Below are 14275 nucleotides of genomic sequence, written 5' to 3'. Positions count from 1 at the left end.
TGAACACATCACATGCAGGAGGACTTCACCTATAATGAATACTAGATACGCACCCCTATTTGAAGGTGTTCAGCTGCCGAACGGCGTTGAACTGAAAAATAAATTTGTACTCGCTCCACTGACCCACGTCTCTTCGAACGATGATGGCACACCGACGGATGCGGAAATCGAGTATATGCGCAAACGCTCAAATGGTGTCGGTCTCGCACTGACAGCCGCAACGAATGTTACAGATCTCGGCAAAGCATTCCCGGGACAGCCCTCCATCGTCCGTGACTCCGACATTGAAGAACAGAGAAAGATTGCGGATGCGATGAAGGCGAATGGCGCAAAGGCAATCATGCAGATCCACCACGGCGGCGTCCAGGCGCTGCCATCCCAGACAGCCACTGGTGAATCGGCTGGACCGAGCGCGATTACTATGCAGAGCTTCGGCGAACCAGAACCGCATGATGCACGTGAAATCACACCGGAAGAAATTGATGAAACGATCAAAGCATTCGGCGAAGCGACACGCAGAGCCATTGAAGCGGGATTCGACGGCGTTGAGATTCACGGTGCCAACCACTACATCATCCACCAGTTCGTCTCCCCCTACTTCAACAAGCGTACGGACAAATGGGGCGAAGACCGCTACCTGTTCGCGATGGAAGTTGTCGATGAGGTCGTCAAGACTGTCAAAGAACATGGAAATCCGGACTTCATCATCGGCTACAGGTTTTCGCCAGAAGAACCACAGACGCCGGGCATCGATATGGAGATCACCGAAACATTGATCGGCAAACTCGTCGAGAAGCCACTCGACTACCTTCATGTTTCACTATTCGACGTCCATTCCACGACACGCGACGGCAAGTATGTAGGCATCGAACGCATCGAGCTGCTGCACAAATGGATCGGCGGCCGCATGCCACTGATCGGCATCGGTTCCATATTCACGCCAGACCAGGCACTCGAAGCAGTCGAATCCGGCAACGTCGATCTGCTCGGTCTTGGCCGCGCACTGCTGCTCGATCCCGACTTCGTCAATAAGATCGAAGACGGCAAAGAAGAAGAAATTACCAATGTATTCGATCCAGAACGTGCAGATAAGCACGAACTGACCGAACCCCTCTGGGAACAGTTCTACAAAGGATTCTACCCAGTACCCCGTAAGGACCAGTAAAATTAGACGCCTGGAGTTGACATAAGTCAATTCCAGGCGTTTTTCATTCCATATCAGTCTTCTTTCTCACAGTACTGTCGCTCTTTTTCTTTCCTTCTCATTTCATCCAATATCCGCTATTTCTCAGGGTTACGACGTGGTTTATCAAAATGTCTATCGCCCGGTTTGAAGTCAGGGTCCACTCTTCTTGCAGCACGAATCGCATCCTCCCTTCTCTCTCTATTTCTTTTTCGAATCTCAGAGAGTTTCATTTCTTTCATCGCAACCATCCCTCATTTCATCTTTTCTTTAGATCACTTCAGAAAATCTGCTTTCGCACATATTCCTAAAAGTTAGAATTAATATGATGAGACAAACTGATTAAATGGTTATAGATTTATCAGCTTGATATAATTCATTGAATATCGTCTAAACATACTAATAATAAATCTGAAATATACAAATGAAACGCTTTACCATATCTTTCAAAGTAGACCTTCGATTGTTCGGTTCTATATGTTACTGCTAGTTCCTTCAGTTTTTCAACTGTAAAGTAGCCCTGGTATTCATCATTTATATATCTGATAAATGTTTTCATAACGGCTTCGGCTTTATCCCTATCTTCTTTGTGTTTATATATTTTCATAAAATAATAATCAAAATCTATCTTTTTGTTTTTGATATGATTATAAAACTGATCAACATCCACAGTATCGAAATCTATATACTCATTCAAAAGTATTTCTTCTATCGATTTATTTTTCTTTCTCTGCGAAATCATCAATTCCAGTTTGCTTTTCTGTGTTTTTAACCGTTCCAGTTTCATATCTATGATCTGTTCCTGCAGTAAGAGAATATCATCAATGGATTCTGAGTTATTCTCCAGAATCTCTCTGATTTCATCTAATGATATACCTATCTCCTTCAGTGAACGGATCATTGATAGCTTTAGAATATCCATAGTGTTATATACACGATGATTACTGCCATTTCTTTCGATAGGCAATAGATTGATTTCATCATAATATCGAAGCGTTCTGATCGTTACATCGGTTAGATTGGAAACCTCTTTAACTGAATAGCTCATTTCATATTGCACCTCACGTTACGTAACCCCTTACTATAATTGAAAGGAGGGGAAAATGATGAATATTCCAATTAGAAAATATCTGATATGCGACAACCAGTTTAGAGTTTTCGCCATTGGTAAAGACCAAACCGGCACTTTTTCAATTGAAGAAGACATTGCTTATGCTTCAGCTTTTACAACGATGCTGCTCAGTCAAGAAGAACGTATCACTTTCAATTTTAAGAATGAGAATAGCAATTGTTTTCTTTATATCGATTCTTTTTCACAAGGAAATTGTTTTTATAGACTTCCATTGGGTGAAGCTTCTGTTCTGGGCACAAAGTTATTTGTCACTAAGAGTAAACTGAAAAACTTTGGAGCGTCATATAATTCAATTATGCAGTTTCATGAATTTGATATATTGAAGAACATTTCATCCTACTACAAAGAAAGTGAACAGATGGAATTGAGCTTCATAGAAAATGACAAATGCATTCTAATGATTCAACCTTTGCCTTTTTTTGAAGAAACACAGTACCATTACATTATGGAAGAATTAAATGCGTTTCAAGGTGATGAAGAAAGGTATCTATCGAACGAATATCTAGTCGAAACAATCCAAGTCAAAGTTTTAAAGCAATAGTTTCTAAGAGAGCTCGTTTATGAATCATAGGTGTTGAAGTGTGGACCTATCTGTTAAAATCTGCTTTCGCCGGATTCTTCGGCTTCTCACGCTTCTTGTACATTTCCATCTTGTCGTTGTATCCCCAGATGTATGTCAGACCGAAAGCGAGTGCCAGTGTAATGAATGTGGTCAGAATGGCATACCAGAAGTTTGCGGTGATGCCGTTCTCCGGATCAATGAAGGATGGCAGTCCGATCAGAGATCCGATAATGCTCCACATGTTGACGCCGAGAATGCCGGCGAGAAGCCCACCGACTGCGCTGGCGATGCTTGCGCATATGAATGGTCTGCGGAAGCGCAGGTTGATACCGTAGATGGCGGGTTCTGTAATGCCACAGAAGGCGGAGAATGCCCCGGCGTAACCGAGTTCCTTCACTTCCGCCTTCTTCGACTTCACGGCAACACCCAGTGCGGCTCCGGCCTGGCCGACGATGGTGAAGCTGACCATTACGGACAGGTAGCTGTATCCGAGTGTGGCAAAGTCATTTACATAGACCGGTACGATGCCCCAGTGGAGACCGAAAATGACCAGCAGCTGGTAGAATGCTGCGATGACGGCACCAAATAGTGGTGCATTGAAGTCGAGCATGGCCTGCAAGCCATTGGCGAGTGCGGTTGAGAAGCCGACCAGCACGGGACCGGTGATGATGAGTGTAATGGCCGACACGACCCCGATGATGACGATCGGGATGAATATGGCCTGGATGTATGCAGACACCCAAGTCTTCATCCAGTCCTCAAGCTTTTTCACCAGCCAGGCGGCAAGGATCATCGGAAAGATGGAGTATGTATAGGCGACGAACGGAAAGGCGAAGTTGCCGATGGCAAAGATGTTCATATCCCCATTTGCCGCTTCAAGGACAGTCGGGTGGATGATGACCCCGCCGATGACGGCAGTCAGAACCGGGTTGCCATTCATGCGCCTGGCTGCATTGAAACCGATCAGTACAGGCAGGAAGTAGAAGACCGCATCCGCCATCGCATTGATGATCAGATAGGCAGTGCCTGTGTCGGTTATGATATTTGTCGATGTCAGTACCGCAAGCAGCCCTTTGATAATACCGGCTGCAGCGAGAATATTGATAATCGGCATGACGGATCCTGTGATGATGCCGATCAGCTTATTGAATTGATATCCGACCTTGTCCATGATACTGCTGTCTTCGGAAGGTTTCGCAAACTGTTCCCGATCTGCTGGCTGGTCTTCTGAAATGGACAGCTGCGCCATCACTTCCTTATGGATGTCATCCACAGCCGGGCCGACGACGACCTGATACTGGCCACCTGCTTCCGCCACGCCCATGACACCGTCCAATGCCTTTATTCCCTCTGTATCGGGCAGTGCCGGATCCTTCAGATAGAAGCGCAGACGCGTCACACAATGGATGACATTGACGATGTTGTCATCTCCTCCTACCCGTTCGATGATCTGTCCAGCAAGCGTATGATAATCCAGTCTCTTGTTTTTCATTGCTGCTTTCACCTGTCCTTCCAACATTTCCATTTCTGTTTATAGTCAAAATGGATGCCACCAGAATGCGATTGGCAACTCTACATCAAAGTTCACTTATGATAATAGAATACATCAAATGGTGCCATTATGGATATGGTAGAAGAACTTCGGGAAGAAATTAATCAAAATATAAAAAGTATTATAAATATACACCACTCAACTGTAAATTTAATGTAAAATACCTAGTGAATGGATGCATGCATCCACAATACATAAGAAGGAGATGATTGAATCATGGCTGAAAATATGGGATTGGCAGTTATTCTGGGAGTCATTCTTGTACTGATCATCGCTGCCGGCATCGCATGGTACTTCTATATGAAAGTCAGGTATAGAACGGTACCTTCGAACGAAGCGCTGATTGTCACAGGTCCGAACCTCGGAGACGAGTCGAAAGAAACGAATATCTACAAGGATGATCAGGGACGGTATATGAAAGTCATCCGCGGGGGTGGCCATAGGCTGCGCATGTTCCAGACTGGAACGAAAGTCTCCCTGAAATCCTTCCAGCTAAAGATTGAAACACCGAAAGTCTACACCAAGGAAGGCGTCGGCATCTACGGTCAGGCCGTGGCGACAGTGAAAGTCGCCGACGATCTTGAAGGTATCGTAAAATATGCCGAGCAGTTCCTCGGCAAGGATCAGAATGACATCGAACATGAAGTATCCGAAGTACTGAACTCGAACTTGCGTGCCATCCTGTCGAAGATGACCGTCGAGAGCATCAACGCCGACCGTGAGAGTTTCAACGAACAGGTCCGTGAAATCGCTCAGGACCAGCTCAACCGCATGGGCTTCAAGATCACCTCCCTCGGTCTGTCCGACCTGAAGGATGATGAGAACTATCTCGAGAACCTCGGTCGTCCACAGATTGCCAGAGTCAGAAAAGAAGCGGAGATTGCGGAAAGTGAGAATAAGCTTGCAACAGAAAGCAAGCAGGCGGAAGTCAATGAGAAGATTTCACGTGAGAAATACCAGCGTGAGATGAGCATTGCCGACAGCCGCAAGGAGAAGGAACTGAAGGAAGCCCGAAACTCCGCTGAAACGGCGAAGGAACAGGCCATCGCCGAGGCAGCCGGTGAACTTGAGGCAGAAGAACGCCGCCTTGCCGTCGAGCAGCAGCGCCTCGAGATCCGCGAGCAGGAGAAAGCGAATGAGCTCAAGCTGCGTAAGATGGAACGTGAAAACGACGTTGAAATCGAGAAGCAGCAAGTGGAAGTCCGCAGACAGCAGGCAGAAGCCGACTACTATGCTGAAACTAAAAAAGCAGAAGCCAGTGCCGCTGCGCGTATCTCGGAAGGTAATGCAGAAGCCGAAGTCATCCGTAAGAAGAGCCTGGCCGAAGTCGAAGCCATCGAACGCCGCGCCAAAGCCATGGCCCAGCATAAGGATGTCATCCTGATGGAGAAACTCATCGAGATCATGCCTGAATTCGCCAAAGCAGTCAGCCAGTCCATGAGCAACGTCGAATCCATTCGCATATTGGATGGCGGAAGCGGAGACCAGCTCAAGTCACTGCCGAAGACCGTCACAGGCACCATGGTCAACCTTCAGGAAAGCATGGGCCAGATGACCGGTTTTGATATGGAAGGCTTCCTGAAGAACCTGACTGCCAACGTACAGCCGGATGCTGAGGAAGAAGCGAGTGAAACGCTCGCAGATGACCAAGAAGACGGTGAAGATGTGGAAGAAGAGAACTATGTTGATGATGTTGACAACAAAGAGAAATAAACTAAAAAAATGACTCTTCGGAGTCATTTTTTATAACTTGAGGAGGATGCTATGGAGATAACCGTAAAACGAAGGACCTGGCTTCTAGGTTTATTGAATTCACTGAGACTGGAGTTCAACGGTGAAAAGATAGGGAATATCCATTTTTTTCAGAATAAGACTATAGAGATTCCGGAAAAAGAAGGCAGATTGAAGTACGTACAAATATTGGATCACAATGATGAAATTCATGTAAAAGATGGAGACATAATCATTATCAAAGAAACGCTATTGAGCAAAATAGCGAATATCGTTTTTATAGTTTCCCTGCTTTATTTCTTGTTCGTCATTAACTACAGACCACAAAGAGAATCTGATCTCTACGTCCAATTAGGTGAAGCTACACTTCCAATCTTCCTGATTATACTTCTCATGGTCGGTCTATCTTCGTTCTTTTTTAATTCTCACAAGCTCGTGGTAGAGGACAAGACAGACCGAAGTAACCAAAGCTGAATCACTATCAATGCGTTTTTCTATTAAGCATGTATACTGGCAAGTGAGAATAGAAAGAGGCGGAGATACAATGAAGCAGTACTACAGTAACGTGATTCAATATAGAGGCACCCATTATGATTTCGGCTATTTTCAAGGCGAGCAGCTGAGAGAGTCGCCGATTCTGCCCAACCGCGAAAAAGATCTAGAAAGACGTAAAAATCGGCATTATATAGTCAATCCCGAAGAATATATAAATATCATGTCAAAATACTCACCAGCCATACTCGATGAAATTTATGGACTTGCCGATGCACTGGACATGGAAATGAAAAAAGCATTCCAACTATTCGGCGGCTATTATCTGGAATATACACGAAGCGGCTGCTCCATTTTCACGGATAGCGACTTCATGGTTCGCAATTATGACAGCCACCCCCGTGGATATGAGGGACGGTATACGTTTTACGAACCAACTGACCACGGATACGCCGTAATCGGACCTTCGATGCGGATTGCCGGACGGATAGATGGTATGAACGAAAAAGGACTTGTGATGGGATATAACTTCACACACAGTAAAAATTCAGGCGACGGGTTCCTATGCAGTATGATTGGCCGTCTGATTCTGGAAACATGCGCAAATGTAGATGAGGCCGTTTCATTATTGGAAGACATTCCACATAGGCATTCATTCAGCTATATCATTCTCGATCCAGAAGGCGTATCCTACGTCGTTGAAGCATCGCCAAGGAGAGTTGCAGTCAGACAGTCCAATGTATGCACCAATCATTTCCACTTGCTGGATGAAGAAAACCGGTACCGTCAGGAAGAAACACGCGAGCGGGAAAGGACGATACAAGCCGAGCAGCAGCATGCCACCAACCCCTATCAGGCGTTTAAAGTCATGAATAACCCTGACCATGGCATATTCTCACATAAATACGATGCCTCAGCAGGAACCATACACACATCCGTCTATTTCCCTAAAGAATTGAAAGCATGGTTCGTCATTGGTCCCGACAAACAGCCAGTAATCTTTGACTTTTCAAAATGGCTGAGAGGTAATAATGTCAACGTTAAGCAAATCAAAGGAACACTCGAATACGACCGACCATTCGTGAACATGGAGAGATGAAGCAGAAAGGTTTGATTGAGCTATCATCTCTCTACCAAATCACGCATTGTCCTATCGTACTTTGCAAACATTTCGTTGGACAGATCCAGCACCTCTTCCTGTTGATCACTCTGCTTTCTGATGATGACAGAATCACCATCTGGAACAAACTCCAGACGGTCGCCCTCCTCAGCCTTCAGCGTCTCAAGAATGCTTTTCGGTATACTGACAACCATATTATCTCCAGATTTCCTCAGTTGTCTTAAAATAGCCATAAAACCCCACCCTCTCATCCAAGTGTATATAGCACTTAAAAAGGAAAATATGAAGATGAATTAAAAACCATGCTATTCCCTGCTGATCATTCTGGCTCTTAATGCTTTGAGATATGGAACATATTTGATACAAGGGATGGTAACCTCTACTATGTTATCTTCTTCATTTTAAACTTGATTTCAGTAATCGTGGTAATCTTCATAAAAGATAACATAATTTCCGATAACAGACGCACAGGTGACAAAACTCAGTAAATAGACACATTCATAGCAAAAGAACTATTTAATGGCTTCTTGTCCATGAAATCAAAAAGTATTTCCAGCCACTATTTCTGTCATGTATTTCATATAGATACAGCATTTGCAGCTACTGAATCGACAATTGTATAGTTACATTATATTGCGCTAAAACGAAAAACTCCAAAGGAAAAAATTAAATCCGTCGTCGATCATAAGACAGACCCCCTGATATTATGATAACCTGATTCAACTCCTGGTTTGCAGTAAGATCAATCTAGTAAATACTATTCATGGTAACCTTCAGCGTATCACCTTATGATGAGTTTTTCTATCTTCTTTTCAATCATTTTCCACTACAACGACATTTATATTTTGTATATTCTTATAAAATATTGTTACAGTTTAATAGCAATTTAATGAAGTATCTGTAATACTAATTTAAAGTATATAATTTTCTGATAATATGTATATCATAAAAGTCACATATGGGGTGTGGAGAATGATGGGACATAAAAATATGTACAATAAATTTCCAATCATTATGTTACTCGTTTTTATATCAGTACTTTCCGGATGCAGCGACCTGGAAGTTTTCGATCCTGGAGGTCCGGTTGCCGAAAGTCAGCGTGATCTGATCTATTACTCACTCTACTTCATGGCGGGCATCATCATTGTCGTCTATACCATTTTCACTATTTTTGTAATCAGATATCGGGCAAACCGCAAAAACAGAAAGCCATCGGATTACAAACCGGAAATGCACGGCAATCTGAAGATAGAGATTGTCTGGTTCGCAATACCCATACTTATCGTCACTCTTTTGTCCATTCCGACGATAAGCCTGATCTTCCAGCTGGAGGAGCCTCCTGCGTCCTCAGATGATCAGGAGCCTTTAGTGGTTTATGCAACTTCTGCGGATTGGAAGTGGATTTTCAGTTATCCGGAAGAGAATGTGGAGACTGTCAACCACTTATATATTCCGACTGACCGTGCGATAGAATTCAGATTGTCATCTGCAGACTCCATGGCATCCATGTGGATCCCGCGTCTCGGCGGCCAAAAATACAATATGGCCGGCATGGAAAACAGGCAGCATCTGCAGGCTGATGAAGAAGGGGTGTTCCTCGGCCGAAATGCGAACTTCACCGGAGAAGGTTTTGCAGCCCAGACATTCGAGGTCAATGCAGTGGATCATGATGAATTTGACAGTTGGGTGGACAATATCCATGAGACACAGCCTGAACTGACTCAGGAAGAATACGATGAAATTCTGGCGCCCGGGCTGGTTGATGAGATGGCCTTTTCATCCACCCATCTCGAATGGGTCGACCATGGCCGGAACGAATTCAGGGATTATTCAGCAGTCAGGCACGCCGACAAGTATGAAGAAGGCATAGATCTATACAATTACCCCGGATTCAATCCGAATGAAATCTCAGAATGATGAAAGAAGGTCACACTTATGCAATGGGATGAATTTTTTGTAACAGGGGAACCTTTAATATATATAGGTATGGTCGCAATTGTTCTGGTTTCAGCAACGATTATATTTGTCCTTACTTATTTCAAGAAATGGAAATGGCTGTGGCGGGAATGGCTTGTCACAGTCGACCATAAGAAAATCGGCATCATGTACATCCTGCTGGCACTTGCCATGTTCTTCAGGGCCGGCATCGATGCTATGATGATGCGTGTGCAGCTTGCATTTCCAGAAATGAACTTTCTGAATGCACAGCATTACAGCGAAGTCTTCACAACACACGGAACGATCATGATTTTCTTCGTGGCGATGCCGTTTCTGATCGGGCTGATGAACTTTGTTGTACCGCTACAAATCGGTGCACGCGACTTCGCATTCCCTTATTTGAATTCTGCCAGCTTCTGGTCGACATTTTTCGGTGCACTGCTGTTCAACATAGCATTCGTCATCGGCGGTGCGCCTGATGCAGGATGGTCAAACTACGCACCGCTTTCAGGGGCTGAGCTGAACCCCGGCCCCGGTATCAACTTCTATCTGCTCGGATTGCAATTGTCCGGTATCGGTACACTCGCAACCGGAATTAACCTGATGGTGACAATAGTGAGAATGCGCGCGCCCGGCATGAAGCTGTTTCAGATGCCGATTTTCACCTGGTCGACACTGATCACAACATTCCTCATCATCTTTGCATTCCCGATACTTACCGTCGCTCTGGGACTGATGACGTTGGACAGGATATTCGGTTCACACTTTTTCGCTTTAACCGGTGAGGGTATGCCGATGATGTGGACAAACCTGTTCTGGATGTGGGGACACCCTGAAGTCTATATCGTCATCCTGCCCGCTTTCGGTATTTTTTCTGAAATTATTGCCTCCTTCGCCCAGAAGCAGCTATTCGGATATAAGACGATGGTTTGGGCGATTATCGTTATTGCCGGTCTCAGCTTTGTCGTCTGGGTCCATCACTTCTTTACGATGGGGGCAGGCTCTTTCGTCAATTCAGTTTTCTCGATAACGACGATGGCTATCGCAATACCGACCGGTGTTAAGATATTCAACTGGCTGGCGACTTTATATAAATCGAAAATATTATTCAGTCCACCGATGCTCTGGTCACTCGCTTTCGTACCGAGTTTCACCATCGGCGGTGTCACAGGCGTCATGCTCGGCATGGCAGCCGCCGATTACCAGTTTCATAACACGTATTTCCTCGTATCACACTTCCATTATGTGCTGATTCCGGGCACAGTATTTGCAAGTTTTGCCGGCCTCATCTTCTGGTTTCCGAAGATGTTCGGCTATCAGTTGAATGAACGATTGAACAAGTGGGCATTCTGGCTGTTCCTGATCGGCTTCCATGTCACGTTCTTCCCGCAGTATTTCCTCGGGCTCGACGGCATGGCGAGAAGGCTGTTTACAATCGGTCCTGATTGGTTCACGTTAAACTTCATCTCAACACTTGGTGCCTTTACGATGGGCGCCGGTTTCACAGTATTCGTCTACTGCATCATATACAGCTACTTCAAGAGTACCCGTAACTTGAAAGGCGATGTCTGGGGCGTCGGCCGTACACTGGAATGGGCAACACCGACACCGATCCCTAAATATAATTTCGCAACATTGCCTGAAATCAACAGCCTTGATGCACTCATCGAGATGAAAAAATCAGGCAGAACGACATTTGAAAAAGACAAACTCGAACGGATTCATATGCCGAATGATACAGGGCAGCCTTTCATCATGATGGCAATTATGTTCTTTGCGAGCTTCTTCCTCGTATTTGAGTGGATTACACTGGCGGCTGTCGGACTCGTCGGGATCTTGATCATGATGGTGATCCGGTCATTCGACTACAGAGAAGGCTATCATTTTGAAGTGGATGAAATTGAAAAAATAGAGCATGAATCGAGGGGGGCTGAAAATGAGTCAAGATATTAGAAACCATGTCCCTTTGGAATACAGTACAGAAGACGGACAGAATAAAATCATCGGATTCTGGCTGTTCCTGGCTGGTGAAATGTCTTTATTCGGCACATTATTCGCCACCCATGCAGTATTGACAGGCCGTACAGCAGATGACCCCGGTCCTGCTGAACTGTTCCAGCCGGACATAGTGCTCGTCATGACGTTTCTGCTGCTGACAAGCAGTTTCACATGCGGGCTGGCCATCCATTTTATGAGGGAAGGTTCAAAAAAAGGGCTGATTGGCTTGCTCGTTGTGACCTTGCTGCTCGGCACCACGTTCCTGGGCCTCGAAATATACGAGTTTGTCCATTACGTGAGTGAAGGCGTATCACTGCAATCCAGTGCATACTGGTCTGCTTTCTTCACACTGACAGGCACACACGGGCTGCACGTTACACTCGGTATAGTATGGATGATACTGTTGATCATTCAGATCACGCAGCACGGGCTGACGCCGGTGACAACAAGGAAGGCATTCATCGTCAGCTTATACTGGCACTTTTTGGATGTCATCTGGATATTCATCTTTTCTGCAGTCTATATGCTGGGGATGGTGATATAGATGGATAAGAATAAGAGGAAGTACCCGGTCAACCATCTTGTCGGATTCATATTGTCCATCGTGCTTACAATCGTTGCAGCCTGGACAGCACTTTCATCCGGATTGCCTGTAGTATGGATCGTCATCTCAGTCATGGCGCTGGCAATTATTCAGGCGCTCATACAGCTGTTCATGTTCATGCATATAATCGAGCGGGGCACGACCCACACCCCGTGGCATATGATGTTCCATGCATTCGTAATTGTAGCTATCATCGTAGCAGGATCCATCTTTACGATGTCATTCGGATTTACACATGACCACGGAGGCGGGGACCATGATTCCGAAGAAGAGATTATTGAAACAGAAGGCGCGGAACATGATGGTCACTAGCGAAAATGCATTTGATATCTGAAAAAACCAGGAATCCAATTCAGGATTCCTGGTTTTTTAGTAGATGGCATTGATCCGTCAATCGATTAGAAGATCAATAACTGATACCCAAGATACGCAGCAATTCCCCAGATGATGACTGCTGAAATTTTATTGATCGTCATGACAATCTTTCCTTCACGGTCAATCGAACGGGTGCTGCGACCAATGACTGCCAACATCAAGAAGGTTATCCAGGATACGGCGATACATGCTGTCGAAAAAGCGATCAGTTCTGATGTCTCACTGTACCTTAACGAGTTCGCACCGATGACGCCGACTGTATCGAGTATGGCGTGAGGATTCAGCAGGGACACTGAAATTGCAAACATGACCTGCTTTTTCGGACTCATCGCACCATACTTATGGAACAATGGATATCAAAATCAAATAGTGACTGTTGAACTTTTTAGATCTTCGCACAATCAATAACCATTAGAAAATTATATAGAAGTACATATTCTCTAAATCGATTAAACCTCATCAACGATGATACGCTTCATTTCTTATGATCTTATTTAGATTAACAGTCGTAATTCAAGAAATTTTCCAGTATCTTGTTATAAATCTCCGGCTGTTCCAAGTGTACGACATGACCAGCAAATGGAATGATTGACGCATGTACATTCTTATTCATTTTAGGATAGATCAATACTCCAGCGGTTTCATGTGCATTGTGTTCACCGACTATATATAAAACTGGAAGATCGAGCATTGATAAATCTGCTGTTTCATTGAAAGGATACCAATCGGACTCCTGGGTTGTTTGAAGCAGCTCTCTCCAGTTCCCTTTATGTATACTATCAAAATAAACGACAGTTTCAGGGTCTTTAAGCAACTTTTCTGTATGTTCTATGTCCTTCTTGTTCATTTCTACCCAGTCTGAAGGTTTTTCTGGAATGATACCGGATAAAGTTAGAGTTTTCACCTTCTCTGGAAATTTCTTAGCAAAGATAAGCCCGACAAGTGCACCTAACGAACAACCAACAATGTGTGTGGATTCTACATCTAATGATTCAAGTGTTTCCGCCAAGTCTTCTGCAGAGTTGTTAAAGTAATTGTTCACATCATTCGAGACAGATTTACCATGCCCACGTAGATCCGGCAGTATCACTTGATAGTCATCTTTGAAATATTTTCGTTGTATATCCAATTCAGTGCTTCCTGTCTGCAGTCCGGTATGTAGAAAAACGATCGGTTCTCCACCTCCGGATACTTCTGTATGTAAAATCATATAGTGGCTCCTTTTTCTTTATTCACTGAGTAATCATCGTATCTACCCTTTCGCTTCACCAAGCTGAACTCTGCATTGTCTACCTCTCTCATTTATAATCAAGATAACTAGATTTCTCGCATAGGACGACTTATTGACTCACGTCTTAAATGAAAGGTGGATCCACATGACAAGACAAACCACTAAAAAGGACTGGATTGACAGTAGCATCGGTCTTGGAATGATTGCAGGCTGTCTGGTCGGCATACTTGCAGCTCTGTTCATAAATCCATCAATCATGGTCTTTACGATTCCTCCAGGTTCAGCTATCGGCTTGCTGGTCGGCATTGTGATACAAGCCATCTATGGCAGTCATAATCAGCACGACAAATAGCCATG

At 44.6% G+C, this 14275-nt stretch carries 16 protein-coding genes; 10 read left to right on the top strand and 6 right to left on the bottom strand.

Translation table 11 applies throughout. The features are described from left to right. Positions 1–34: 34 nt before the first annotated feature. Complete coding sequence (locus tag J4760_RS11900; RefSeq protein WP_237605844.1) at positions 35–1165, top strand: NADH-dependent flavin oxidoreductase; 1131 nt, start codon at positions 35–37, stop codon at positions 1163–1165. A gap of 116 nt (positions 1166–1281) precedes the next feature. Here J4760_RS11900 and J4760_RS11895 read toward each other — a convergent pair whose 3' ends face one another. Together J4760_RS11895 and J4760_RS11890 are read right to left on the bottom strand one after the other, a co-directional pair. Next, a complete protein-coding gene (locus J4760_RS11895) occupies positions 1282–1425 on the bottom strand; it encodes a hypothetical protein (RefSeq protein ID WP_237605843.1) in 144 nt (47 codons plus the stop codon). Positions 1426–1559: 134 nt separating this feature from the next. After that, on the bottom strand, positions 1560–2231 hold the full coding sequence (locus tag J4760_RS11890) for a MerR family transcriptional regulator (protein WP_145288802.1): 672 nt from the start codon (positions 2229–2231) through the stop codon (positions 1560–1562). A 55-nt stretch (positions 2232–2286) separates the two neighbouring features. On the opposite strand from J4760_RS11890, the gene J4760_RS11885 reads away from it, so the two are divergent. Beyond that, positions 2287–2856 (top strand): Hsp33 family molecular chaperone HslO, encoded by a 570-nt coding sequence (locus J4760_RS11885; protein ID WP_237605842.1) that lies wholly within the window; start codon positions 2287–2289, stop codon positions 2854–2856. 46 nt (positions 2857–2902) lie between these two features. Here the strand turns inward: J4760_RS11885 and J4760_RS11880 are convergent, their stop codons facing one another. Further along, entirely contained in the window at positions 2903–4369 is a 1467-nt protein-coding gene (locus tag J4760_RS11880; RefSeq protein WP_237605841.1) for a PTS transporter subunit EIIC, read from the bottom strand. Between the two features lie 276 nt (positions 4370–4645). On the opposite strand from J4760_RS11880, the gene J4760_RS11875 reads away from it, so the two are divergent. From J4760_RS11875 to J4760_RS11865, 3 genes are all read left to right on the top strand, one after another. Beyond that, positions 4646–6142: a flotillin family protein gene (locus J4760_RS11875; RefSeq protein WP_237605840.1), complete on the top strand. Its 1497-nt coding sequence runs from the start codon at positions 4646–4648 to the stop codon at positions 6140–6142. A 51-nt stretch (positions 6143–6193) separates the two neighbouring features. Then, positions 6194–6634 carry a hypothetical protein gene (locus tag J4760_RS11870; protein ID WP_237605839.1) on the top strand — a complete coding sequence of 147 codons (441 nt, stop codon included), beginning with the start codon at positions 6194–6196 and terminating at the stop codon, positions 6632–6634. Between the two features lie 70 nt (positions 6635–6704). After that, entirely contained in the window at positions 6705–7751 is a 1047-nt protein-coding gene (locus J4760_RS11865) for a C45 family autoproteolytic acyltransferase/hydrolase (protein WP_237605838.1), read from the top strand. A gap of 23 nt (positions 7752–7774) precedes the next feature. Here the strand turns inward: J4760_RS11865 and J4760_RS11860 are convergent, their stop codons facing one another. Further along, on the bottom strand, positions 7775–8005 hold the full coding sequence (locus tag J4760_RS11860; RefSeq protein WP_186365523.1) for an AbrB/MazE/SpoVT family DNA-binding domain-containing protein: 231 nt from the start codon (positions 8003–8005) through the stop codon (positions 7775–7777). A gap of 739 nt (positions 8006–8744) precedes the next feature. Between J4760_RS11860 and qoxA the strand changes: the two genes are divergently transcribed. From qoxA to J4760_RS11840, 4 genes are read left to right on the top strand one after another with little or no spacing between them, the layout of a single operon-like run. After that, positions 8745–9689, top strand: coding sequence for a cytochrome aa3 quinol oxidase subunit II (gene qoxA / locus J4760_RS11855; protein WP_237605837.1), 945 nt, complete (start codon positions 8745–8747; stop codon positions 9687–9689). Positions 9690–9707: 18 nt separating this feature from the next. Beyond that, positions 9708–11663, top strand: coding sequence for a cytochrome aa3 quinol oxidase subunit I (gene qoxB / locus J4760_RS11850; protein WP_237605836.1), 1956 nt, complete (start codon positions 9708–9710; stop codon positions 11661–11663). Beyond that, positions 11647–12252, top strand: a complete 606-nt coding sequence (gene qoxC, locus J4760_RS11845; protein WP_237605835.1) for a cytochrome aa3 quinol oxidase subunit III — start codon at positions 11647–11649, stop codon at positions 12250–12252. The genes qoxB and qoxC overlap by 17 nt, the downstream gene beginning before the upstream one ends. Next, complete coding sequence (locus J4760_RS11840; protein WP_237605834.1) at positions 12253–12624, top strand: cytochrome C oxidase subunit IV family protein; 372 nt, start codon at positions 12253–12255, stop codon at positions 12622–12624. It abuts the gene before it with no gap. An 86-nt stretch (positions 12625–12710) separates the two neighbouring features. Here J4760_RS11840 and J4760_RS11835 read toward each other — a convergent pair whose 3' ends face one another. Further along, the gene (locus J4760_RS11835) at positions 12711–13016 is read right to left on the bottom strand and encodes a LysE/ArgO family amino acid transporter (protein ID WP_237605833.1); all 306 of its coding nucleotides are present in this window, start codon (positions 13014–13016) and stop codon (positions 12711–12713) included. A gap of 170 nt (positions 13017–13186) precedes the next feature. Further along, positions 13187–13897 (bottom strand): alpha/beta fold hydrolase, encoded by a 711-nt coding sequence (locus J4760_RS11830; RefSeq protein ID WP_237605832.1) that lies wholly within the window; start codon positions 13895–13897, stop codon positions 13187–13189. Between the two features lie 166 nt (positions 13898–14063). Between J4760_RS11830 and J4760_RS11825 the strand changes: the two genes are divergently transcribed. Then, positions 14064–14270 carry a hypothetical protein gene (locus J4760_RS11825; protein WP_237605831.1) on the top strand — a complete coding sequence of 69 codons (207 nt, stop codon included), beginning with the start codon at positions 14064–14066 and terminating at the stop codon, positions 14268–14270. The last annotated feature ends 5 nt before the right edge of the window (positions 14271–14275 follow it).

Source organism: Salinicoccus sp. ID82-1 (genome assembly GCF_021991715.1).
Taxonomy (GTDB): domain Bacteria; phylum Bacillota; class Bacilli; order Staphylococcales; family Salinicoccaceae; genus Salinicoccus; species Salinicoccus cyprini.
The sequence above is the reverse complement of the archived record's forward strand: the minus strand, read 5'-3'. Positions and strand labels throughout refer to the sequence as shown.

Coding starts and splice junctions, on each gene's coding strand:
- J4760_RS11900 (WP_237605844.1), top strand. CDS start 35: ATGAATACTAGATACGCACCCCTATTTGAAGGTGTTCAGCTGCCGAAC.
- J4760_RS11895 (WP_237605843.1), bottom strand. CDS start 1,425: ATGAAAGAAATGAAACTCTCTGAGATTCGAAAAAGAAATAGAGAGAGA.
- J4760_RS11890 (WP_145288802.1), bottom strand. CDS start 2,231: ATGAGCTATTCAGTTAAAGAGGTTTCCAATCTAACCGATGTAACGATC.
- J4760_RS11885 (WP_237605842.1), top strand. CDS start 2,287: ATGATGAATATTCCAATTAGAAAATATCTGATATGCGACAACCAGTTT.
- J4760_RS11880 (WP_237605841.1), bottom strand. CDS start 4,369: ATGAAAAACAAGAGACTGGATTATCATACGCTTGCTGGACAGATCATC.
- J4760_RS11875 (WP_237605840.1), top strand. CDS start 4,646: ATGGCTGAAAATATGGGATTGGCAGTTATTCTGGGAGTCATTCTTGTA.
- J4760_RS11870 (WP_237605839.1), top strand. CDS start 6,194: ATGGAGATAACCGTAAAACGAAGGACCTGGCTTCTAGGTTTATTGAAT.
- J4760_RS11865 (WP_237605838.1), top strand. CDS start 6,705: ATGAAGCAGTACTACAGTAACGTGATTCAATATAGAGGCACCCATTAT.
- J4760_RS11860 (WP_186365523.1), bottom strand. CDS start 8,005: ATGGCTATTTTAAGACAACTGAGGAAATCTGGAGATAATATGGTTGTC.
- qoxA (WP_237605837.1), top strand. CDS start 8,745: ATGATGGGACATAAAAATATGTACAATAAATTTCCAATCATTATGTTA.
- qoxB (WP_237605836.1), top strand. CDS start 9,708: ATGCAATGGGATGAATTTTTTGTAACAGGGGAACCTTTAATATATATA.
- qoxC (WP_237605835.1), top strand. CDS start 11,647: ATGAGTCAAGATATTAGAAACCATGTCCCTTTGGAATACAGTACAGAA.
- J4760_RS11840 (WP_237605834.1), top strand. CDS start 12,253: ATGGATAAGAATAAGAGGAAGTACCCGGTCAACCATCTTGTCGGATTC.
- J4760_RS11835 (WP_237605833.1), bottom strand. CDS start 13,016: ATGAGTCCGAAAAAGCAGGTCATGTTTGCAATTTCAGTGTCCCTGCTG.
- J4760_RS11830 (WP_237605832.1), bottom strand. CDS start 13,897: ATGATTTTACATACAGAAGTATCCGGAGGTGGAGAACCGATCGTTTTT.
- J4760_RS11825 (WP_237605831.1), top strand. CDS start 14,064: ATGACAAGACAAACCACTAAAAAGGACTGGATTGACAGTAGCATCGGT.